Here is a 22,498-nt window from a genome sequence, read left to right on the forward strand (position 1 = left end):
CATTCCCCGGCAGAACCAGGGAACGAGGATAATAATGGTTTTTGTTGTTAGGAAATATTCGCCATATATTTAACTAAATCATCTATTTGCGAAAAATCTAATAATTCTTCGGCTAAATCTTCCAGTTGAGTTAATCCCAAATTAGGAAGTTGCTGTTCTATTCTGGCTGGAATATTCCCAAAGCGGCGTTTTAACTGACGGAGAATCAATTCTAGTGCTTCTCTTCTTTTGCCTTTTTGCTCACCTTTTTGCAGAATATCCTGATAAACCCAAGATTCTTCCATAATGTCCTCCTGAAACAGTTGTTTAAGTAGATTTCTATTAAATCTTAACCCGGCTAAAAGCTGTGTACAAACGGAAATATTATCCCGTGCTTTCTTGGATTCAATTGTATTTACAGCAGCAGCAACTTGGGTTAAAAGATTTTCGGGTGAGTCGCTTTTTGCTAAAGTTGCTAATGGTAATAGTGCGGGGTTAGCAAGTAGTAACGCTGCTTCCTCTTCCCACATCCGTATAACTCTATATTTGTGAATAGTGTTGGTGTCTACATATTGACTATTAAACACCATTTCGGAAGTTGTGGCTTGCAAAAAAATCATGACTTGCTCAATTTCACAGCAATATTGACGTTTTAAGCGAGTGTAGTAGTCAAGCATCCGAAAATCAAGGGGTGTTTTCGATTTCGGTGTAGTTTGGAACTCTAAATGTAAGATTTTATTACCGACTTTGAGGAAAATCACCGCGTCAGCGCGTATGGGTTCAAGATGAAGTTCGGTTTTCAAGATTTCCACCTCTGATACTTCACCAGCTAGTAACCATCTGGCAAAATCTTGAGGATAGGTTTCCGCTAGGTACTTACAAGTGTTATCGTAGGACAAGTTATTTTTTTCCTTGAATCTGGTAATTGTTATTTACCAGATTCTTACATATATACTGATGCTTGGGTTTTAGTTTAAAAATATTTACCTGGATTAAGAAAAGCCATATTTAACAAAATTTAACCAAAACTGGGAATAATACCCACAAATAAGTGTAAAATTTAATAGATAATCTCTTGCGGATGCGATTATGTCACCAAACTACGGCGGTCAAAATCTCCGAGGACGCTCTTTTAAAGGTCAAAACCTGACAGGTGCGAACTTTAGCAAAGCTGATATTAGAGGGGCAAATTTTACCAACGCTATCCTTAAAGGTGCTGATTTTAGTGGCGCTAAGGCTGGACTACAGAAGCGTTGGGTAATTGGGTTACTAATAATTACGTTCCTACAGTCAGCGCTATCAGGGTTTTTCTCAATCTTTATTGGTGTATTAATAACATATGTTTTTGATACAAAAAGTTCTGAAAACGTTATTGGTGGAATAGTTAGCCTAGTTATAGTGACAGTCTTTTGTATTATCACTATTCGCAAGGGTTTAGTAGCCGTAGCCGTAGCCGGAGCCCTAGCCGTAGCCGGAGCCGTAGCCGGAGCCGGAGCCGTAGCCGCAGCCGTAGCCCTAGCCGGAGCCGGAGCCGGAGCCGGAGCCGGAGCCGTAGCCGTAGCCGGAGCCGGAGCCGGAGCCGTAGCCGTAGCCCTAGCCGTAGCCGTAGCCGGAGCCGGAGTTTTTGTAATTTTTAGTGCTTATATCGGCTGGCGTAGTTTAAAGGGAGATGAAAGAGATGCTTGGATTCGCTCTTATGCTATTGCTTTTGCTACAACAGGAGGCACAAGTTTTTATGGTGCTGATTTAACTGACGCTGATTTTACAGGTGCAATCCTGAAAAACACGGATTTCAGAACAGCAAATCTAACGCGCACTCGTTTTTATGAAGCGAAAAAACTTGATTTTGCTAGACCGGGTAATACTATATTAAGTAACCCTGCTGTTCTCAATTTGCTCGTTACTCTTAATGGTAGAAATAAACCTTATATTGGTGCAAATCTGAAAGGTGCAAACCTAATAGGTGCGGACTTGAAAGAGGCTAATTTTAACAATGCTGATATTATTCAAGCCACTTTTCAAGGAGCTAATTTAGAATGGGCAAATCTGACTCTTACTCAAGCTGTGGGTACTAATTTCACTAAAGCTCATATCACAGGTGCTTGTGTGGAAGCTTGGAATATTGAAAGTACAACTATATTAGATCATGTAGATTGTCGTTTTGTCTACCTTTTAGAATATCCTAAACCGGGAACAGATGACCGGGAACGTCGTCCGAGTAGTGGGGAATTTCAACCAGGAGAATTTACAAAATTATTTGAAGAAGTTTTAAATACTGTTGATTTAATTTTCCAAAATGGTATTGACTGGAAGGCTTTTGTTAATGCTTTTGATCAAGTTCAAAATCAAAATAGAGATACAGAATTAGATATTCAGAGTATTGAAAATAAAGGTGATAGTGTGGTAGTTGTTAAAGTTGCTGTTCCTGAAAATGCCGATAAAGAAAAGATTCACAGCGATTTTACTCAAAATTATCAATTAGCATTAGCGGCAGTAGAAGAAAAATATAAAGCAGTTTTACAAGCTAAAGATGAGGAAATAAATTTTCATCGTCAACAAAGTGGTAAAATACCAGAAATGATTATATCATTAGCTAATAAACCTATTAATGTTCAAATTGATAATAAAGTGGAGAATGAAAATATGACTAAGGATTCTAGCCGTAAAATTGAAATTGGTAATATTGGTAGAGATTTTAACGCCAGTGGACAAGCTTTGAATTTAGGTGAAATCAGTGGTACAGTCACAAATACTATTAATGAATTAGCAACTGCACCCGAACCAGAAAAACCAGGAATTAAAGAATTATTAACCCAATTAAAAACAGCTATTGAAACTGATAGTAATTTAACAGAAAAAGAAAAAGAAAAGGCTTTAAAACAAGTTAAATCTTTAGCAGAAGCGGCTCAAAATCCTCAAGAAAAACAGGATTTAGCAGATACAGCAATTACAATGTTAAAAGGAACAATTGCTCATTTACCAACTGCGGCAAAATTGGTTGAAGAATGCGGTAAATTATTGCCGATAATTTCTGGTTTTTTAGGTTTAAGTTAAAACGTATTTTCTAACCACCCTGTTCTGAAAATATCGTTAAAATGGGAGGTAGAACCTCCCGGAAAGCATTCCCAGTCGGAGACTGGGAACGAGGAATAAATGGAGATTAATTAAGAGGTATGAATCATGACTGCTGTAATTTTACAAATACCACAATCACTAAAATTCACAGATGATAAATTTGTGGAAATGGTCGCTGCTAATAAAGATTTACGTTTAGAATTATCGGCTCAAGGAGAATTAAGTATTATGTCACCAACAGGAGGAGAAACGGGAGATAGAAACCTAGAATTAGGTGGACAAGTTTGGTTTTGGAATCGCCAAAATGGGTTAGGAAAGGCTTTTGATTCTTCTACAGGTTTTAAATTACCTAATGGCGCTACCCGTTCCCCTGATGTCTCTTGGATCAAGATAGCAAGATGGAATGCACTCACACCAGAACAAAGAAAAAGGTTTCTGCCTTTATGTCCTGATTTTGTGATTGAGTTGGTTTCTGAAAGCGATGATTTAGCCGATACTCAAGCCAAAATGCGAGAATATATCGCCAATGGTTTGCGGTTAGGTTGGTTAATTAATCCGAAAAATAAACAAGTAGAAATTTATCGCCCAAATCAAGAAATAGAAGTTTTACAATCTCCTGCAAATTTATCTGGAGAAGATGTATTACCAGGATTTATTTTAGATTTGCAACCGATTTTTTCATGAAACATATAGCGGTTATTGGTTAGATGCCATACAATTGAAGGCGCAGACCCTGCGCCCCTAGGTTCTGCTGTACTTGGCATAATTGGGACTCAAGACCCAAATATTTTAAAATTTAGCTTTTTTCACTATCAGGGAGAAATCCACACCCTAAATTGGGTGAGCATCGCGTTAGGATGTAATACATTAACGGCATAGTTTCAGGCGATTAGTTGCTATGGATATTTCTCACCTCAAGGCTGTGCAAGCCCCCTATTCCGGCGATAGCTCCTACCGGACACCGCCGCCAGATTTACCGTCCCTACTATTGAAGGAGCGGATTGTGTATCTGGGTATGCCACTTGTTCCGTCTGTTACGGAATTAATCGTCGCTCAATTGCTGTATTTGCAGTCCGATGATCCCGAAAAACCAATTAAAATCTACATCAACTCTACAGGTACTTCTGGTTACAGTGGCGAACCTATCGGTTTTGAAACCGAAGCCTTCGCTATCTATGACACTATGAAATATATCAAGCCTCCTATCCACACCATTTGTATTGGTTCGGCTATGGGTATGGCTGCGATGATTCTTAGTGCTGGGACAAAAGGCTGTCGTGCTAGTTTGCCCAATTCTTCCATTATCCTGCATCAGCCGAAAAGCTACGCCCAAGGACAGGCGACGGATATTCAAATTCGTGCTAAGGAAGTTTTGGCAAATAAAGCTTCAATGCTGGAAATTCTAGCCCGGACGACTGAACAAGACATGACGAAAATTAGCAAGGACATGGATCGTCTTTTCTACATGACTCCCGACCAAGCTAAGGAGTATGGTTTGATTGACAGGGTTTTTAGGAAGGAAGAACTCGCTAATCTCCCACTCCCTGCAAGTGTGCTTTAAATAGGTAATGGGTAATTGGTGATTGGTAATGGGTAATGGGTAATTGGTAATTGGTAAGAAGATATAGCTTCATCTAACCACTAACCACTGACCACTGACCACTGACCACTGACCACTGACCACTGACCACTGACCACTGACCACTGACCACTGACCACTGACCACTGACCACTGACCACTGACTACTGACCACTGACCACTGACCACTGACTACTGACAATTAACTAATTACAAACGGAGTACCGCAAATGCCTATAGGCGTGCCTAAAGTTCCTTATCGGATGCCCGGTGGACAATATACAGATTGGATTAGCATTTATGACCGTCTTTACCGGGAAAGAATTATTTTCCTGGGAAGAGATGTGGATGACGAAATTGCTAACCAAATTATTGCTGTCATGCTGTATCTGGATTCCGATGATCCAGGGAAGGATATTTATTTATATATCAATTCCCCCGGTGGGATGGTGACATCTGGTTTGGCAATTTATGACACCATGCAACACATTAAGTCTGATGTGGTGACAATCTGTGTTGGTTTGGCTGCTTCTATGGGATCTTTCCTGTTGGCTGCGGGGACAAAGGGTAAACGCATGGCCTTACCTCACTCCCGGATTATGATTCACCAACCTTCTGGGGGAACTCGCGGACAAGCTTCTGATATCGAAATCGAAGCTAGAGAAATTCTGCGAATTCGGAGTCAGTTAAATCAAATTTATGCTGATAATACTACTCAACCTTTAAGCAAGATTGAAAAAGACATGGATCGTGACTTTTTTATGTCTGCTCAAGAGGCTAAGGAATACGGTTTAATTGATCGTGTGATTGAAGAACGTATTTAATAGTGGAAAATAATTCAAAATTCAAGATGTAAAATTCAAAAGTATGAATTACTCATTTTGAATTTTTAGTTTTGAATTTTGAATTTAAGTCAAATGAAGCAACATGGATCTTGAAGATTATTATCGGATATTGGGTTTAAGGTCGGGAGTTTCTTTTGCTGATGTGAAAGCGTCCTATCGCCGATTGGTTCAGCAATATCATCCTGATATCAACCCAAATGATCTCAAAGCGAAAGACAAATTTATTGCGGTGACTGAGGCTTATAAGTTTCTGCAAACTGTTTTACCACCGGAGGAAATTAAGCCTCGGACTAATGAGGTGAAAACTGATGTTTCTAGTGCTAGAGAAGTGCAAACTCAACCAGCAGCATCAAAAACAACGGTTATATCTCATCCACCCAATTTAGAGGATATAGAACAACGGTTAAAGTGGAAGACTTATGAGCAGTTACAGCGATTTTTACAGGAAAGACGTTTTCCCCAGGCGATCGCTCTAGCAGAGGCTTTACTGGCGCGTTTACCGGGGGATGGGGAGGTGCGTCAATGGTTAGCGATCGCTTATCAAATCTGGGGACGAGCTTTAATTACGGAAAAACAACTGCCAAAAGCCAGAATTTATCTGAAAAAAGCCTTAAAAACTGACCCATACAATAAAGCTTTATGGAATGAAGTTCAGCAGGATTTTCAACGTTTGGAATTGAAACTTTAGTAATGGGTAATGGGTGATTGGTAATTGATAATTGGTAAGAGTTTATTATTGATTCATACTTTATTTTTGAATTGTTTATTTCTCTGCGTGGATGTAATCTACAAAGTAGAATTTAGGGATGAATGAAAATTTCAACCACGCAGAAATTCCTACTCCTAAAAGTGCGGTAATTATTAATGGTAAACCTAGCTGTAACCGCCAATCATCAGGTAATAAAGCCACTCCAGATATAACAATTACAAAATATGCTAAAAGTCCTATTTGCAACCTTTCTAGATTTTTAACTGCGGTTCGACAACTACTACAATGCTGGGTATGTTGTTTGTATCTATCCAACATTTCCGCATGATTATCATTAATAGGTGTAGGTTCACTCACATTAATTCCTACTTCATGCCAAGGCAATTTACCCTGACAATATTTATCAAACCAATTGCGAAATTCAATTACTAATTTATCAGCATTTGTCGGTAATTTATAGGCAGTTTTCCAGCTTTCATGTAATTGTTTCTTCTGTAATAAATACTCTTGCTGATTTAGTAGCATCATATCCCCATCTAATACTAGATTTCTTTCATGAATATGATTCCACCAACGAGGAATAAAGCGATGTAAAGTCTTAGCAAAATTGCGGGAAAATTGAGCAACTATTCTCGATTTACCAGGAGATACAGGAATAGCATAAACCAGTAAACCTAATTTTTTGCCAGTATTACCAAGACTAATTGCATATTCTAATCTACAAGGTGGTTCAAATGTAATTGTTGTGGGTAAACCTCTCGCAATATCTACTTCAATTAAATCCATGGTTGATTTAACTATGTTAATAGGTATAGGTTGAGCTTTGTCTCTATTACCTTGGACTCCATGATGAGCAAAAGGGACATGACTAGGATCTGCAACATTTTCTATTAATGTTTGCCAATCGTATTCCAAATCACGAACATAATTCGACCACACAAATCCTTTTTCTGCATCTATTTGGGGTGATAATGGTAAAGGTGTATTTTCTGCTATTGCGGCTGTTTTTTGATCTGGCCACACCCAAAGTAGTTCCTGTTGTTGACGCACTGGAAAGGAAATAACACAAAAATTATCTTGATTTTTAGTGACAATTTCTGGGTTTTCTGCTTGGGGAACGCGCTGACAAATGCCATTTTCATTAAATTCCCAACCGTGATAACTACACATTAAGTTACCTGTTTTAGTTTCTATTCTACCTTCGCTTAATGGTGCGAGACGGTGGGGACATTGATCTAAAAATACCCGATAGGTTTCTGAGTTACTGGGTTTCCAAATTACTAATCTTTTGCCTAATAATGTGATGGGTTTTGGTTTTTGCGGTTCCAGGTCTTCTATGGGTATGAGAGGATACCACTGGTGAAAAAAGTTAAATTTTTCTCTCATTGTTCTTGTGTTTTTAATTAAATAAGTAAGTAGATCCTATTGTCTGCTATAAATTAAGTATATAAAAAATGTGATAAAGTTGATATTATGTCCAATGCTGCAATTACTGTAACTGTAAAGTTATTTGCTATTTATCAAGAAGTTTATGGAGTAAACGAATTATTGTGGGATTTTCCTGATGGTACACCAGTTCAAGCAGTGTGCGATCGCTTAATTGCCGAACACCCAAAATTAGGCAAATGGCGAGAAATAACCCGCTTTGGCGTGAATTTACAATTTGTTGCACCAGATACCATTCTCCAAAATGGTGACGAAGTGGTTTTAATTCCCCCAGTGAATGGTGGTTAATGAGGATATATTCAAATACAGCGGTTTCCGCTCTTATGAGGTAAAAAGTTAAATCATGAAACTCTTGTAGTGCGGGCATCTTGCCCGCTAGATATGTACCTCATAACACCGGGAAGTGCTGTATCTTAAAAAGAAATTAAAGATGATTAAGTTAATTTTTACAACAATTTTCATAGTTTTCCTCACAGCTTGTACTACTATTGCCTTATCACCAACACCGGAATTAGTGCAAAAAGCGATCGCTCTCCAACTAGAACAAACCCAACAGCAACTTAACCAACAGCTAGATCTAAACTTCCAAAAATTTAATATTCAGCGGATATCCATTACTCAACAACAACCCCTCACCATTGAAAACTTACCGGCTTATCGGGTACAGGGAAATTATGATTTTACGGTTAAATTACCAAAACGCAGTTTTAAACAACTTGAAAAACCCTTTGAAGTTTATCTGCAAATTCAACAAGAAGGTAAAAGTTGGCGGTTATTAATACCAGAAAAAAACCGTCAAGATCCTCAATCAAAATGGCAGAGTTACTTAATTCTTTAATTGGATTATTTTTGATTATGGTAATGATCTTATCGAAAATATAAAATAATTTTATAACTTGACATAACTTATCTGTACCAAAATAAATGTACATAGCTGATATAATTAAAATCCTAACCTCATCAAAAATCGGCGTTGCTGATAGCCTGCGTGGCGATAGCCATATTGAGGTATGAAACTAAAAACTCAAAATCTAAAACTTTGCGTCTTTGCTCCTTTGCGACTTTGCGCGAAACAAAATTCATACCGCCATTATGCAACGCCCAAAAATATATCAATCTCAGATTCAACCTGTGATATATGCTGGTTTAAGGTTAGACTCTAAATATATAGGAAAAAAATACTTCTTTCCTTAATTATTGTAAAATTCACTTAACAAACAAAGATTTAGTTTGAATAAGTGTCATCTAATACAAAGGAGAAATAAAAATGACAGAAAATAATCAGGATAATATCAGTAATACTGAAGAAACTTCTCAAGGAACAATCATAGTTGCTGGAATGCGTCCCATTACCACCGGGACATTGCAAGTAGTTGATACCTTCAACTCTATGGGGATTCGTCCCATAGGTGCAAACACATTCCAAGTAGTTGATAGTATTAACTTGTCTGGTATTCGTCCCATTGGTTCTAGTGCCTTGGTAGTTTCTGACAACTATTCTGTCTTCGGAAATCGGCCAATAGCGCCAAATACCTTCGATGACTCCGAACTTTTGATGGGTTTTCTAGACTAATTACATTTCCAATATTTTCATCATATCAAATTCAACCTGGTTTTATGAATAAACTAGGTTGTTTTATTAGAAGGAGTCAGGAGTCAGGAGTCAGGAAGAAGAATTAGAAGGAGATAAGAATAGTCTCAAATCTGGGAAAATGATAGCTAAATGAATAGTTTCAAAGTTTATTCCTTGCACATTATTCACATTTTATCCTTCTCAATTCATTGATTTATTTATCAAGGTTCTAGGTTTATTAAGCAAGCCCTAATTATGGCAAAATCTTCAATTTTATCAACATCTTTAAACTTTCACGAAGATTATCCATGTCCAGTATGTCACGCGGGTAAAATTTCGCAAATGTTGATGATGGAAACTATGTGTTGTGATTTTTGCAATGAAATATTTACAGTTAACTTAGAATTACAACAAGTTAAAATGCCTTCTAGAGAACCACCTTTAGTTTGGAATTGGAATGGATTAAGGTGGACCCAAGCACGATTAGGAAATGTGGAATTAGGTTGGGGTTATGGTTTGTCCGCAATTGCTTTTATTATTTTACCGACTACCTTAATAGGAATTACAGCCTATTATTTTCCTCCTCATTCTCATGTTCCGCTTTCATGGATTCCATTTATTTGGACTGTGCTAACTTTTTTGTCACACTTAGGAATTATTGTGTGGATTTTTATTGAAGTTTATCAGATTCCCATTATCGCATATTTGCGAGCTATTACCCGTTGGCAAAATAGATTAATTAGATAAAATTTATCAATTTCAACCTATTAATTTTGACTTTTGACTTTCGCGTAGCGGTACTAGTAGTCTGTCAAGATAAAAATGATGGACTGTAGTGTGAGCGTCTCGCTCATGCGGGCAAGATGCCCGCACTACCAAAAACCCGTCAAAATAAATTTGACAGACTACTAGTACAGTACAGCGTAAGTAATATAACCATTAAAAATCCCTAAAAAGCTTATACAATCTGCTTTTTTAATTTTTAATTGTTAATTTTTAATTCCGCCCTGCGGTACTAGCAAAATCCCCTCATCATCTGCTAATAAATTGTGTGCTGCTTCCAACATAGATGGCATTATTTCTTTCAAATCTTCCCGATTATTTAAGTAAGTTTTTAAAGCTGACATTGGGTCAATACTGCTACTCGCGCTTAATTCAGGAATGCGGGGTTTTGCTAACTGACTCACTAATTCAGCTTGTATAGTGTAAGTATGCGCGACACTTAAAGCTTGGTGAAGAGAAGAGTTATCAATTAAATCCAATTGTTCTGATTTCAATTTGTAAATAAGTCGCACCACATTATCTTGAATATCATATTTAGCAATTCCTTTTAATAATACTTTTTGTGGATCATCCTGCTTAGATAAATCTATCTCAATAGTCCGAAAAGTTCGCACAGGTAAAGGACAAAATTCCCAATCTGCTTTCCCTTTTTCCAAATCTATCATCACATAACCTTTGTCTTCCTTCTCTTCACTAAAATCTACCCGTTCAATACTTCCTGGATAAATTACCGGTGGGTCATTGGATTTATTTAAATTTTGGTGTTTGTGGACATGACCTAAAGCCACATAATCAAAACATGGTCTAGTTAATAAAGATAAAGGTAAGGTAAAACCTTTCCCGACTGCTAATAAACGTTCTGCACCTAAAGTGGCATTATCAGCCATTAAATGAGCTAAAAGTACAGTGGGTAAATCTGGGTCAAGACGGCGAATTTCTCCTTCGATAACTACCTCTAAACGGTCTGTCAGGAGTTGATTTACTTCAGCTAAAGAAGAACCTTGAGTTTCTTGACGAGTCATCAAAGTTGAACGAGTTAACCAAGGAAGAGTAATGATTTGCACATCTCCGCTGCGGGTAGAAATGCGATGAGTTGTTAAAGTATCACCAACCACAAACCCTGGTACTCCCAAAGTCCGATAAATATTTAAACTCGCACCTCCCAAACCCTGGGAATGTTGGTCATGATTTCCCACTAATAAGACTGTGGGGATATCTGCATCAACTAAACGGCGAAATTGATTAGCAAAGGCTTCTTGAACATAGGGTGCAGGTGTGGCATTGGGGAAAGCATCACCACCAAATAAGACTAAATCTACATGATTGGCGATCGCTCGGTCAATACACAAAGATAATGTTTTCACAAAATCCTCTAGTCGTGTGTTTAAACCTGTGGCTGGATTAACGCGCCCGTGGCAAAAACCGCTACCAATATGAATATCTGAAAGATGGAGAATTTTCATAGTTTATTGGTTGTAAGGGTTTAGATCCCCGACTTCTCAAAGAAGTCGGGGATCTATTCTAAATCTAGTAGTAGTAGTGTGATTAAATGTGAATTCCACACTCAGTTTTTTCGCTTCCTCTCCAACGTCCAGCGCGTTCGTCTTCACCTTCACCTACTTTAGTAGTAATGGGTTCGTCGCCAATGCTAGGATAACCTTCGTCATGAAGAGGATTGTAAATTACTTTATGTTCAGCTACATAAGCCCAGCTTTGTTTACGAGTCCAATTAGCTAAAGGGTTGATTTTTAATCTGCCTTTACCATCTAATTCAAATACTGGCATGGTAGCACGAGTAACGGCCTGATCACGACGGCGACCTGTAATCCAAGCTACAGTATTGAGTTCATCTAAGCCCCGTAAAAGTGGTTCGATTTTGGTAATGTCGTGGAATTTAGCAATATCTGTATCCCAGAGGGCTGCACCGAATTTAGCAGCAAAGGCTTCACGGCTATCCACGTCTGGTGTTTTATAAGTTTGTAAATCTAGGTTATAGATTTCTTTGACTTTACCAACCAATTCTAAGGTTTGAGGGAAATGATAAAGGGTATCCAGGAAAATTACAGGAACGGGATGCTGAAGTACGCTATAGAAAATATGTGTCAAGATAATATCATCTACGTTGAAGGCGCTAGTTTGTACCAGTCCTGCGGGGATATTCTGCACAGACCAGGCTAAGATCTCTGTAGGACTTGCGGTTTCAAATTGCTGATTTAGTGATGCTAAGTCAAAGGCGGTAGAAGTTGTCATGATCTTTCTCTAAAACAAAGATTTTTTTATTTTTATTAAATTTAATTTTACCTTAATAAAGTCACATACAGCGGTTTCCGCTCTTATGAGGTACAAAGTTGAATCATGAAACTCTTGTAGTGCGGGCATACTTCGACAAGCTCAGTACAAGTCTTGCCCGCTAGATATGTACCTCATAACACCGGGAAGTGCTGTATCCCCCCGATGATTGAGGAAATAGGGCAGAGCCTAGGTTGCAGGGGAGGAGGGGAGGCTAGAAAAAGATATTTCCAACCAACAACTAACAACTAACAACTGACAACCAACAACTGACAACTGACAACTAACCTAATTATGTAGTATTTTGATTGCAAGTCTGTTTAAGGATTCATCCCATGCAACAGTTACTCAAGCAATTATTTAGTAACTCAAAATACCTTGTCCGTCTCATTTTTCCTGTATTGGTAATGATGATGGCGAGTTCACTGTTTATTTTACCTGCTGCTGCTACTGGTGTATACCAAATACCCAGTTTAACGGCAGATACTTGGATTTTAGATCAAGGTGATGTGATTAGCCGATCGAATGAAGGTCAGATTAGTAAGACTTTCCATGATTTAGCTCAGGAAACTGGTAACGAAGCCAGAATTGTCACTATTCACCGCCTCGACTATGGGGAAACACCGGAAAGTTTTGCCAAGGGACTATTTAGTAAATGGTTTCCAACAGCAGCAGAACAGGCTAATCAAGTGTTATTACTTGTTGATACTGTTACTAATGGAACTGCTTTAATTAGTGGAGATCAGGTTAAGTCTCTGTTAACTGATTCTATCGTCCAAAGCGTGGCTGAAGAAACATTGGGTACAGCATTACGTAGTGGTAATAAATACAACCAAGGATTTTTGGATGTGAGCGATCGCTTGGTGGCTGTTTTATCCGGTAAACCAGATCCCGGTCCGCCAGAGATCAAGGAAACAGTCCAAGTAGAAGGAACTTTTACCAAAGCTGAAGAAACAGATCAAGGTAATGCTACTGCTTGGGTTGTCGGGCTGTTAATTGCGGCCACTGTCATCCCAATGGCTACATACTACATTTACTTAGTGTTTCAAAAACCACCCTCTCAGGAATCTGAGGAATAGGGAATAGGGAATAGGGAATTGGTTATTTTTTTCTTTCCAATTCCTGACTCCTATTTTTTATTTAAAACACTGTTTCTTCAGGAATAATTATTTTCTGTATTTTGAGAATTTTCTGACTCCAAAGTTCTAACATTGCGGCTAATTTATCTTTAGCTACTGGTTTACTTAAATAATCGTCCATACCAGCATCTAAACAAATTTTTTTGTCTTCTTCCATGGCATTAGCAGTAATAGCAATTACTACAGGTTGTTGATGTTTAGGAAAGGAACTTACTGGACGACGACGAATTTCTTTTGTGGCTGCCAAACCATCGAGAATTGGCATTTGACAATCCATGAAAATCAAGTCATAGGGAATTTTATCTAATAATTCTAATACTTCTTGACCATTGGCTACGGCATCTGCTTGATATCCTAGATTTTGAAGTTGCTTGAGAAAGACTTTTTGATTAACTAGATTATCTTCTGCTAACAGCAACTTTAATTTGGATGTATTCTTGTTACTTATTGCTTGCAACTCTTCATTGATAGCAATCTGAGAATTATTTATTTTCGATTGAGAACCTACTATATTCATAATAGTATCAAGCAGTCGAGTAGGCTTAACCGGCTTGACTAAATAACTGATAAATCCTATATCTAATGCCTTTTTTACTTTATCTATTTGATTAGTAGAAGTCAGCATAATTAAAGGGACATTAGCAATAGCTGGATTTTTCTTAATTTGTATTCCTAGAGTCAACCCATCTATCTCAGGCATTTGCATATCAATTATGGCAATATCATAGGGCATCTGCTGTGCTGCGGCTGTTTCTAAAGCTGCAAGTCCGGCAATAGCAGAATCAACTTCATCTATGTGCATTCCCCAACTGATAGCTTGGTGGTGGAGAATTTCTCGACTGATAGTATTGTTATCTACTACTAACAACCGTCGCTGACTAAGAATTTGATCATCTTGATTTTGAGAAACAGACTCTGGCTGTTTAGTAAAAGATAAATTAAACCAAAATTTAGAACCTTTACCAATTTCACTGTTGAGGCCAATTTTTCCACCCATTAAAGTTACCAATTGTTGGCAAATGGCTAGTCCTAAACCCGTACCGCCATATTTACGGGTAATAGAAGCATCAACTTGGGTAAAGGGTTGGAAAAGGTTATTTTTATCTTCAGTGGTAATGCCAATACCTGTGTCTATGATGGCAAATTGAATGGTAGCTGTATCATCGGTTTCTGAAATTAATTCTAGTTGAATAATTACTTTTCCTTGGCTGGTGAACTTGATCCCATTACCCATCAAATTCATGATAACTTGTCGCAGACGACTAGCATCTCCTTGGATATAAATTGGGACATTGGCAGGAATTAATGCTGCTATTTCTAGTCCTTTATCATGAGCTTGGGGTGCTAACAGTTCTATAACTTCTTGAATGCAGGTAGATAGGTTAAAATCTAGGGTTTCTAGCATCATTTTCCCGGCTTCAAGTTTGGATAAATCCAAAATTTCGTTAATCAAGGATAAGAGAGCATCACCACTAGTCCGCACTGTTTCCAAAAAATCTTGTTGCTCTGGATTAAGGGGAGTTTCTAATAGTAAGCTGGTCATGCCCAAAACGCCGTTCATTGGGGTACGGATTTCATGACTCATATTGGCCAAAAAACTACTTTTGGCTTGTAATGCTGATTCGGCTTCCTGTCGAGCTATTTCTAGTTCTTGACGGTGAATAATTTCTGATTCTAATAGTTTAGCTTGGACTAAGGCAATACCGATTTGATCAGCAAGCGATCGCAAGAATTCTCTTTCCCAAGTATTCCAATGACGGGGTTGAGTACATTGATGAGCAATCAACAGTCCCCAAAATTCATCTTCGAGAAAAATAGGAATCACAAGGTTGGCTTTGATGTGAAATCTTTCCAGTAATTGTCGGTGACAAAGTTGGATATTGGCTTTTTCTATATCATCAATACTGGTAATCCATTGTTGAGCATATTTATGGGCGTGTTTTTCTACAAAACAAGGGTCAAAAATCTGCTCTCCTCTGACAACAGGGATACCGGGAATCAATGCTTCTTTACGTGCAGTTAAATTGCCATTTTCTTCTAACTCTAAGATGAGGACACGATCAGCTTTTAGCAGCCTTTTAACTTCGGTAACGCTAGTTTGGAGGATTTCGTCAATTTGTAAAGAGTCGCGGATTTTTAGGGTGATATCGGCTAATAATTGTGATCGCAAATTTTGCTGCTTTAGTTCTTCTTCTATTTGTTTTCGCTTAATAAATTGACCTATTTGGTCGCCAATAGACATCATCCTTTTCAGTAGATCTGCATTTTCTAGCTGCATATTTTTACTAAAGAAAACCATGACCCCAATGTTTGTATTACCACCACGAATAGGAAAACCAAAAGCTGTTTTCAATCCTATTTGAGTAGCAATATCTGTTCGCAGAAAATTCTGATCATTACAAATATCAGTTAGCCAAATAGGTTGAAATTTAGATAAAATTCGGACAGGGAGACCAATTCCTGGAGCAAAAGTAATTTTTCTAGTAATTTCTTCAAACTGTTTAAATTCTGAACCTGATTCATACCAAATATCTAAACAACGCAGAATATTTTCTGATTTATCCATAACCCAAATTTCGCCCCAATCCCATGCCAATGTTTGACAAATTCCTTTTAAGGTGCGATGGGTGGTATTCTGAATATTTATAGCTCCTGCTAAGGCATTAGTTACCGCATATTGGAAACTGAGATATTGTTCATTTTGTTTGCGCTCAGTAATATCTATCCCTGTACTAACAATGTATTCTATTTGGTTTTGACTATCCAGCATAATAGTATTTGACCAATCAATTAATCGTTGTCTTCCATCTCTTGTTATCCAATAAGTTTCTGATTCTCTTGGTCTTTTATCTAATTTTATTTGCTCAAAAATAGCTTGAATTGATGGCTGATCTTTCTCGGTTAAAAATAGCTGCCAAAAACATCGCCCTAAAACTTCTCCACAGGTGTAACCAGTATTTTGTTCGCAAGCTCGATTGAAGCGGACAATTTGCCCTTTATCATCGAGAACCATCACTAAAACGCTGGCTGTATCCAGAACACTAGAAATGAAATTACGTTCTGTTTTTAGAGATTCCTCTACCCATTTGCGGGCAATGATTTCTCGATAAATAAGGTAGTAAACCATCGCCATAATTATGACACACAAACTGATAGCAATCTCCAATCCAAGGAGCATACTATATGTAGTATTAGTTAATTTTATTGATTGTTGCTGAAGAATTTCTTGGTTTTTTTGATTAAATTCATTGATTCTTTCATATTGTGCTAATGTCTGTTTTTGCTGATTATTTATATTTACAATTTCTTGAATATTTTGATAGGAAAATATCCCAATTATCACTAAAATTGATGATGTTAAGCCAAACCAGCCGCCTATTTTCACAAAAAATTGTTTGTTAGCGTTCTTTTGTTTTTGATGTTTAGTAGTTACCAATAGTAAGCTATCTAAATTGCGTCGTAGTTCTAGCTGTTTCATGACTTGGCAACCCAGTATTTTCAAAGCCTCTAGTTGTTCAGCCGTGAGTTCCCTTGGCACATTATCAATCACGCACAACGTTCCTAAACCATAACCCTCAGCATCAATTAGAGGTACACCTGCATAAAATCGAATATTAGGCTCGGATGTGACTAAGGGATTGGTAGCAAATCTGTCGTCAAGAGTGGCATCAGGAACAATGAAAACATCTTTTTGGCAAATGGCGTGAGTACAAAAAGCAATATCACGAGGTGTTTCTAATGCCTCTAAACCGACTTTAGACTTAAACCATTGCCGGTTTGTGTCAATCAAACTTACTAAAGCTATGGGAGTTCCACAAATATAAGCTGCTAAACGAGTTAAATCATCAAAAGCAGCTTCCGGTGCAGTATCCAGAATCTTGTACTGTAATAGTGCCTCTATTCTGGCGGTTTCATCATGAGGTGATAATTCTTTCATGTTGTAATTTTATTACTTATTAAAAAGATTTTCTAGTTTTAATAATTTTTTTGAAAAAAGTGCAGAAATGTATTATTTTTTTCTTTTTTGAAGCATAAGTAAGAGGGTGTTTGAAAAGTTATGGTTGATGTATCAAATATTTTTTACCCCACCCTAACCCTCCCCTTGTAAAGGGGAGGGAACTGGATTTTTATTGTTTCCCCCCTTTACAAGGGGAAAGGGGGGTAGCAATGTGATGAAAATTACGGAATACCACTTTTCAAACATCCTCTAAGTGGGAATTAGTAACTAATTCCCCGTCTTTGCTATTGTATCTAATCTTGAATGTATTCTTTTCCTGACACTAAAGCCATTTCAGCCCGCACAAATTCTCTACCTAAATAAGCTGCATGGTCTAAGAAGGTTACAAGACAATCTGGAGTTTCTTCAAAAATCTTAATACACAGTTCTTTGGCTGTACGGCCACTAAATACGGTAGTGTGAGTTCTTTCCACTTTACCGCGAACTGGAATCACCTGACCTGTTTCCGGATCTACTGCTAAACCACGTTCATTAATGACATTAGTGAAGTGCTTTGCATAAATTAACCTTTCATTTTGATCTATGTAGATAATAAAATAGCCCTTGGGGTCAAGATCAATATAACGCTGAGAAAGTTTATGATCAATTGCTGTCAAATCTTCAAGTAGTAAATCCTTATGCATTATCAAAATTAAATTCATAGAAACAGTATTCTTAGATTACATCAATCTGCAATATGCAGATCCCCGACTTCTTTGAGAAGTCGGGGATCTATGAGAAGTCGGGGATATATTTCCTTATTTAAAAGGTAACTCTGCATTAATAGCATCCATTTCTTTTTGTTCCATTTGATTTACTTCCCGAACCCAAGGCAAAATAATTTGTCCTAAACGGTTGTTGTAAAAGCGGTGAAGGCTGTAATTAGCAGTAGCAGGGAATCCCCGACGTTTTTTATGTTTACCACCTGCTCCTGGGTCAAAATTTTGGATACCATGAGCGATCGCCCATTCAATTGGTGCATAATAACAAGCATCAAAATGTAAGCAATCTATGTCCTGAAAACTCCCCCAATAGCGTCCATATAGTTTGTCTTCTTTGAATAAACAAAAGGACATCCCCACAGGTTGACGTGGATCTTGCTCATTATAAGCGGCAAAAAATACGACTCGATGCCGATAATTATGGTGCAACTGTTCAAAAAAGTTCTTGGTTAAATACTTACTTCCCCACCAACCAAACTTATCGCAAGTATCAGCATAGAAATCATACATTAACGGAAACAGAGAATTAGGAATTTCCTCACCTGTTAATGCTTGCAATTTTAAACCAGCCTTTTCTACAGCTTTGCGTTCCCGTTTAATATTGCGTCTTTGATTGGCATTAAATCCAGTCAAATAATCATCAAAAGTTTGAAAATTAGCATTTTCCCAAACATAATTATGATGTAGCCAAGTTGTAAATCCCTGGCGTTCTAAAATTGGTCGCCATTGGGGATCAACATAAAGAAAATGACAGCCAGAAATCCGATGTTTCACACAAAAACTATCAATTTCATGGAGCATTACCGCCGTAATTTCTTCCTCATCTTCTCCCGCAGCTATTAAAAACCGATAGCCTTCAGCCGGGGTAAATGGTGTCATTCCTAGCAGTTTTGGATAATACTCTATTCCTAAACGGGAAGCTAATTCTGCCCACTGCTGATCAAAAACAAATTCGCCCTGGCTATGTCCTTTTAAATATAAAGGTGCAGCCGCAATTAAATTTTTATCTCGCCACAAAATCAAGTGATTTGGCAACCAACCTGTATTGGCTGTAACACTTTGAGATATTTCCAAATTGTGCAACCAATCCCATTCTAAAAAAGGCGTTTTTAACGGCATTGCTAAAGCATCCCAGTCTGCTTGGGGAACATCGGCGATTGTGTGCGTCCAAACAAGAGAATAATGGGGTTTGTGTTCTTTGATCATTGTGTAGTTTCCCAACAATTTTATATTTTGAATTTACGCCTGAATCCTGACTTATGACTCCTGAATTATCCTATAGTGTAAAAATACTTCTTGCTCTATTGTGGATACTTCTAATAATTGTAACTTAGGAGCAAGATCAGCTAAAAATCCTGTCCCCTCCACAGGTGAAGGGGCAATACTACCACCTAAAATTAATGGACAAATAGTGAGCCAGATTTCATCAATTAAATCAGATTCTAGGAAAGATGCCACTAATTGTCCTCCTCCCAAAATAGCCAGACGGGTAATTTGTAACCGTGCTAAATATTTTAAAGCAGCCAAAATGTCAATTTCTTTGGCAGCAGTTTCAAAGACTAAAACTTGCTCAAACTCTGATCTTTCTTGCCAAAAATAAGCTCCTAGAGAGGTTGTGAGTAACCACCGTCTCACCGGTTGTTGAAAAAATTTAATGTCCGGATTCAGATTGCCTGAACGGGAAATCACTATATGAACCGGCTGGGGATGCTTGTCTGCTTTTTTTCTTTGTTGCAAGAGTATTGTCTCTGTGATGGTCATTGTTGTACTATAGGCACGAAGAGTACCAGCACCAAATAAAATGGCATCAGATGCAGCAATTTGTTTCTCCAGGTGTATTTTATCAACCAATGAGCCAAACCGCGCAGGCGATCGCCTAAAATCTGCTATTTTACCATCAACACTCATGGCTAAAACTACTGTGATATGAGGACGATTTTGCATGATTGGGTTGCTTTGATATTTTTTGTGAGGGGATAGATTATTGAAAAATCTATAGCTACAAGATAATTTTGAATAATTTTACACCATTAATATGAATATGCAACAACAGTCACTATTTAATCTACATTTTATAAAATTTGGTATATGGAACAATACTTTGTCCAAATCGAGAAAAGTCTTGATTTGTAGGTTGGGTTGAAGGATGAAACCCAACATGAGCGTCGGGTTGCGCTGTCGCTTAACCCAACCAACAAAAAATGAACAAGATATTGATGGAAGATTGATAAATTTATGTTTCAGTCATTAGCGAGATATTTTTTAAATTTCTAATTCTTACCTGTTCTCTCCTTTTTAACTTGGAAATTTAAATTAATAGTAAACTCATCATCAACTAATAAAATGTCTCCCTTGACTAGTGTAATTTCATATCTTTATTATTGTAGTTTGAAGATGCGAAGTGAGACAAACAATGGCTAAATCTCGTCAATCGTCATTTCGACAAATATTAGTAACAAGAATACTGCTAGTATTTATCCCAGTTTTATTAGTAGGAGAAATGGTTGCCTTGAATAAAGCTCGTTCTAGTTTGTTAAATACTGCTCAACAAAATTTAACAGAAAGTGCAGTTAACAAAGGAGAAAAAATTACTGATGATATTGCCGCTTTACGCTCCAATTTAATTACAGCTAGTCAAACTAAAGTAATTCAATCAGGTTCACCTTTCCAAATTGAACAATTTCTTAAAGAACTAAAAAAACAACTACCAACCCAAACTGATTGTCTCCAATTAACCCACATTAAAAAAGGTGAGATAATTGCCAGTAGTTGTGGTGTTCAAGAAATTATGCCATCAGGCTTATCTCTTACCAGCAATGACGTTGATATTCAATTTATATTACCATCCCAATCGGGGAAAACTGGTAAAAGAGACAAACAAAATCAACTACAATTATTTTTATCAATTCCTGTTTCTAATCAACGTGGTAATTTAGCCTACCGATTAAGCATGAAAACCACATTATATCAACAAAATCCCAATCATCCAGGCTCATTAACGGGTTTTTTGGTAGTCATTGCTGAAGACGGTAGAGTTTTAGCTCATCCATTACCAGAAAGAATCGGTACTAATATTAAAGATTATACCGATGTAGACAGAATCCAAGCTATAGTTAAAAATGCCTTGAGTGGAAGTAATAATTCCAGTAATTTATCCTTTATAGAAGGACAAGAACTGGTTGCAGGTTTTACAGCTACTACTAAACCTATCACTACAAAACCATCACAAAGATGGATTGTCCTAGCAGTTACAAGTGTAGAAAATGCCCTATTTGGTTTAGAAGAAATTAAACTAATTCTCATTGTTTTAACAGTTGGTTTAATTGGTGCAAGTTTATTGGCATCATTTTATTTAGTTCCTTATTTAGCAGGTCCAGTAGAAGAACTCCGCGACTATGCTATTAATCTTCATAGTCACCACGCAGCACAACCCATTCCCCGCAACTTCAAAATTCGAGAATTTAACCAACTAGCTCAAGCATTAGATCAAATGGTAGAAAGACTCAAAGATTGGGCTGAAGAATTAGAAATTGCTTGGAAAGAAGCTAAATCAGCCAATCAAGTGAAAAGTCAATTTCTAGCCACAACTTCTCACGAATTAAGAAATCCACTGAATATTATTATTAACTGTGTGCGGTTAGTGCGTGATGATTTATGTGATAGTAGAGAAGAAGAATTAGAGTTTCTTAAAAAAGCCGACGATACAGCAATTCATTTATTAGGAATAATTAATGATTTGCTAGATATTTCTAAAATAGAAGCTGGTAAACTTTCTGTAATTACAGTACCGCTAGATTTACGACAATTATTATTAGAGGTAATTAACTTACAATCAGTTAATATCCAATATAAAGGACTACAATTAATTTGTGATATAGGTGATAAGCCTATTCCTATAAAGTCTGATTCCATTAAACTCAAACAAGTGTTAATTAATATTATTGGTAATGCTACTAAATTCACTGATGAAGGTAGTATTCACATTACCATGAGTATTAATCGTCATCAGCAGTATGTTTTAGTTTCTATTAAAGATACAGGAATTGGTATTGATCCAGGAGAACAAGGTAAACTATTTCGTCCCTTTGTGATGGTTGACGGGACAACTACGCGCAAGTTTGAAGGAACTGGATTGGGTTTAGCAATTTCTCGGAATTTAATTGAACTCATGGGTGGTAAAATCACTTTAGAGAGTTTGGGGTTAAATCAAGGAACAACAGTAATTATTAAATTACCTTTGATTGATATGGCTTTATTACCTAATCCAGAAAAAAAAGATGTGGTCATAAATGGAGTTAGGAGTTAATTCTGGCTCTGAGAAATGTTCCGCAAACAATAAAATTCAAATTACCACCCTCCTAA

At 37.3% G+C, this 22,498-nt stretch carries 19 protein-coding genes and 2 pseudogenes; 11 read left to right on the forward strand and 10 right to left on the reverse strand.

The genetic code is table 11. The features are described 5' to 3' along the window. Positions 1 to 47: 47 nt before the first annotated feature. Positions 48 to 878, reverse strand: coding sequence for a DUF4351 domain-containing protein (locus BMF77_RS18275; RefSeq protein ID WP_148764782.1), 831 nt, complete (start codon positions 876 to 878; stop codon positions 48 to 50). A 190-nt stretch (positions 879 to 1,068) separates the two neighbouring features. Between BMF77_RS18275 and BMF77_RS18280 the strand changes: the two genes are divergently transcribed. From BMF77_RS18280 to BMF77_RS18290, 3 genes are all read left to right on the forward strand, one after another. Then, the gene (locus BMF77_RS18280) at positions 1,069 to 3,033 is read left to right on the forward strand and encodes a pentapeptide repeat-containing protein (RefSeq protein ID WP_148764784.1); all 1,965 of its coding nucleotides are present in this window, start codon (positions 1,069 to 1,071) and stop codon (positions 3,031 to 3,033) included. Positions 3,034 to 3,159: 126 nt separating this feature from the next. Then, on the forward strand, positions 3,160 to 3,738 hold the full coding sequence (locus tag BMF77_RS18285) for a Uma2 family endonuclease (protein WP_148764786.1): 579 nt from the start codon (positions 3,160 to 3,162) through the stop codon (positions 3,736 to 3,738). Positions 3,739 to 3,952: 214 nt separating this feature from the next. Continuing rightward, the gene (locus BMF77_RS18290; protein ID WP_148764788.1) at positions 3,953 to 4,615 is read left to right on the forward strand and encodes an ATP-dependent Clp protease proteolytic subunit; all 663 of its coding nucleotides are present in this window, start codon (positions 3,953 to 3,955) and stop codon (positions 4,613 to 4,615) included. 73 nt (positions 4,616 to 4,688) lie between these two features. Here the strand turns inward: BMF77_RS18290 and BMF77_RS29050 are convergent. Then, positions 4,689 to 4,769: pseudogene (locus BMF77_RS29050) on the reverse strand (hypothetical protein); the annotation flags it as partial. After that, a pseudogene (locus BMF77_RS29055) lies at positions 4,754 to 4,822 on the reverse strand (hypothetical protein); the annotation flags it as partial. The pseudogenes BMF77_RS29050 and BMF77_RS29055, both read right to left, overlap by 16 nt. 41 nt (positions 4,823 to 4,863) lie before the next feature. Between BMF77_RS29055 and BMF77_RS18295 the strand changes: the two are divergent. Together BMF77_RS18295 and BMF77_RS18300 are read left to right on the forward strand one after the other, a co-directional pair. Then, a complete protein-coding gene (locus BMF77_RS18295) occupies positions 4,864 to 5,457 on the forward strand; it encodes an ATP-dependent Clp protease proteolytic subunit (RefSeq protein WP_015083128.1) in 594 nt (197 codons plus the stop codon). A gap of 103 nt (positions 5,458 to 5,560) precedes the next feature. Then, a complete protein-coding gene (locus BMF77_RS18300) occupies positions 5,561 to 6,166 on the forward strand; it encodes a J domain-containing protein (RefSeq protein WP_148764789.1) in 606 nt (201 codons plus the stop codon). 75 nt (positions 6,167 to 6,241) lie between these two features. Here the strand turns inward: BMF77_RS18300 and BMF77_RS18305 are convergent, their stop codons facing one another. Continuing rightward, entirely contained in the window at positions 6,242 to 7,573 is a 1,332-nt protein-coding gene (locus BMF77_RS18305; protein WP_148764791.1) for a Rieske 2Fe-2S domain-containing protein, read from the reverse strand. Positions 7,574 to 7,660: 87 nt separating this feature from the next. On the opposite strand from BMF77_RS18305, the gene BMF77_RS18310 reads away from it, so the two are divergent. The 4 genes from BMF77_RS18310 to BMF77_RS18325 all read left to right on the forward strand — a co-directional run bounded on the left by BMF77_RS18310 (position 7,661) and on the right by BMF77_RS18325 (position 9,953). Continuing rightward, entirely contained in the window at positions 7,661 to 7,921 is a 261-nt protein-coding gene (locus BMF77_RS18310) for a MoaD/ThiS family protein (protein WP_148764793.1), read from the forward strand. Between the two features lie 142 nt (positions 7,922 to 8,063). Further along, entirely contained in the window at positions 8,064 to 8,471 is a 408-nt protein-coding gene (locus tag BMF77_RS18315; protein WP_148764795.1) for a hypothetical protein, read from the forward strand. Between the two features lie 429 nt (positions 8,472 to 8,900). Next, positions 8,901 to 9,206, forward strand: a complete 306-nt coding sequence (locus BMF77_RS18320; protein ID WP_148764797.1) for a hypothetical protein — start codon at positions 8,901 to 8,903, stop codon at positions 9,204 to 9,206. 255 nt (positions 9,207 to 9,461) lie between these two features. Next, a complete protein-coding gene (locus BMF77_RS18325) occupies positions 9,462 to 9,953 on the forward strand; it encodes a hypothetical protein (protein ID WP_148764799.1) in 492 nt (163 codons plus the stop codon). A 242-nt stretch (positions 9,954 to 10,195) separates the two neighbouring features. On the opposite strand, the gene sbcD is transcribed toward BMF77_RS18325, so the two are convergent. Beyond that, on the reverse strand, positions 10,196 to 11,452 hold the full coding sequence (gene sbcD / locus BMF77_RS18330) for an exonuclease subunit SbcD (protein ID WP_148764801.1): 1,257 nt from the start codon (positions 11,450 to 11,452) through the stop codon (positions 10,196 to 10,198). A gap of 82 nt (positions 11,453 to 11,534) precedes the next feature. After that, entirely contained in the window at positions 11,535 to 12,239 is a 705-nt protein-coding gene (gene cysH, locus BMF77_RS18335; RefSeq protein ID WP_148764803.1) for a phosphoadenosine phosphosulfate reductase, read from the reverse strand. Between the two features lie 374 nt (positions 12,240 to 12,613). On the opposite strand from cysH, the gene psb32 reads away from it, so the two are divergent. Next, complete coding sequence (gene psb32 / locus BMF77_RS18340) at positions 12,614 to 13,357, forward strand: photosystem II repair protein Psb32 (protein WP_148764805.1); 744 nt, start codon at positions 12,614 to 12,616, stop codon at positions 13,355 to 13,357. Between the two features lie 61 nt (positions 13,358 to 13,418). Here psb32 and BMF77_RS18345 read toward each other — a convergent pair whose 3' ends face one another. The 4 genes from BMF77_RS18345 to BMF77_RS18360 form a co-directional block, all read right to left on the reverse strand. Next, the gene (locus BMF77_RS18345) at positions 13,419 to 17,354 is read right to left on the reverse strand and encodes a GAF domain-containing protein (protein ID WP_148764807.1); all 3,936 of its coding nucleotides are present in this window, start codon (positions 17,352 to 17,354) and stop codon (positions 13,419 to 13,421) included. A 314-nt stretch (positions 17,355 to 17,668) separates the two neighbouring features. Further along, on the reverse strand, positions 17,669 to 18,058 hold the full coding sequence (locus tag BMF77_RS18350; protein WP_015083143.1) for a DUF4346 domain-containing protein: 390 nt from the start codon (positions 18,056 to 18,058) through the stop codon (positions 17,669 to 17,671). Between the two features lie 114 nt (positions 18,059 to 18,172). Beyond that, entirely contained in the window at positions 18,173 to 19,342 is a 1,170-nt protein-coding gene (locus BMF77_RS18355) for a GNAT family N-acetyltransferase (RefSeq protein ID WP_148764809.1), read from the reverse strand. A 51-nt stretch (positions 19,343 to 19,393) separates the two neighbouring features. Continuing rightward, a complete protein-coding gene (locus BMF77_RS18360) occupies positions 19,394 to 20,083 on the reverse strand; it encodes a RibD family protein (protein ID WP_168204515.1) in 690 nt (229 codons plus the stop codon). Between the two features lie 466 nt (positions 20,084 to 20,549). Here BMF77_RS18360 and BMF77_RS18365 point away from each other — a divergent pair, with 466 nt between their 5' ends. Then, positions 20,550 to 22,442 (forward strand): ATP-binding protein, encoded by a 1,893-nt coding sequence (locus tag BMF77_RS18365; RefSeq protein WP_148764813.1) that lies wholly within the window; start codon positions 20,550 to 20,552, stop codon positions 22,440 to 22,442. Positions 22,443 to 22,498: the final 56 nt, after the last annotated feature.

This window comes from Dolichospermum sp. UHCC 0315A, from assembly GCF_008121535.1.
In the GTDB taxonomy this organism is placed as follows: Bacteria; Cyanobacteriota; Cyanobacteriia; order Cyanobacteriales; family Nostocaceae; genus Dolichospermum; species Dolichospermum lemmermannii.

Excerpts from the sequence above, each read along its gene's own strand:
- BMF77_RS18280 (WP_148764784.1), top strand. The coding sequence starts at position 1,069 with ATGTCACCAAACTACGGCGGTCAAAATCTCCGAGGACGCTCTTTTAAA.
- BMF77_RS18285 (WP_148764786.1), top strand. The coding sequence starts at position 3,160 with ATGACTGCTGTAATTTTACAAATACCACAATCACTAAAATTCACAGAT.
- BMF77_RS18290 (WP_148764788.1), top strand. The coding sequence starts at position 3,953 with ATGGATATTTCTCACCTCAAGGCTGTGCAAGCCCCCTATTCCGGCGAT.
- BMF77_RS18295 (WP_015083128.1), top strand. The coding sequence starts at position 4,864 with ATGCCTATAGGCGTGCCTAAAGTTCCTTATCGGATGCCCGGTGGACAA.
- BMF77_RS18300 (WP_148764789.1), top strand. The coding sequence starts at position 5,561 with ATGGATCTTGAAGATTATTATCGGATATTGGGTTTAAGGTCGGGAGTT.
- BMF77_RS18305 (WP_148764791.1), bottom strand. The coding sequence starts at position 7,573 with ATGAGAGAAAAATTTAACTTTTTTCACCAGTGGTATCCTCTCATACCC.
- BMF77_RS18310 (WP_148764793.1), top strand. The coding sequence starts at position 7,661 with ATGTCCAATGCTGCAATTACTGTAACTGTAAAGTTATTTGCTATTTAT.
- BMF77_RS18315 (WP_148764795.1), top strand. The coding sequence starts at position 8,064 with ATGATTAAGTTAATTTTTACAACAATTTTCATAGTTTTCCTCACAGCT.
- BMF77_RS18320 (WP_148764797.1), top strand. The coding sequence starts at position 8,901 with ATGACAGAAAATAATCAGGATAATATCAGTAATACTGAAGAAACTTCT.
- BMF77_RS18325 (WP_148764799.1), top strand. The coding sequence starts at position 9,462 with ATGGCAAAATCTTCAATTTTATCAACATCTTTAAACTTTCACGAAGAT.
- sbcD (WP_148764801.1), bottom strand. The coding sequence starts at position 11,452 with ATGAAAATTCTCCATCTTTCAGATATTCATATTGGTAGCGGTTTTTGC.
- cysH (WP_148764803.1), bottom strand. The coding sequence starts at position 12,239 with ATGACAACTTCTACCGCCTTTGACTTAGCATCACTAAATCAGCAATTT.
- psb32 (WP_148764805.1), top strand. The coding sequence starts at position 12,614 with ATGCAACAGTTACTCAAGCAATTATTTAGTAACTCAAAATACCTTGTC.
- BMF77_RS18345 (WP_148764807.1), bottom strand. The coding sequence starts at position 17,354 with ATGAAAGAATTATCACCTCATGATGAAACCGCCAGAATAGAGGCACTA.
- BMF77_RS18350 (WP_015083143.1), bottom strand. The coding sequence starts at position 18,058 with ATGCATAAGGATTTACTACTTGAAGATTTGACAGCAATTGATCATAAA.
- BMF77_RS18355 (WP_148764809.1), bottom strand. The coding sequence starts at position 19,342 with ATGATCAAAGAACACAAACCCCATTATTCTCTTGTTTGGACGCACACA.
- BMF77_RS18365 (WP_148764813.1), top strand. The coding sequence starts at position 20,550 with ATGGCTAAATCTCGTCAATCGTCATTTCGACAAATATTAGTAACAAGA.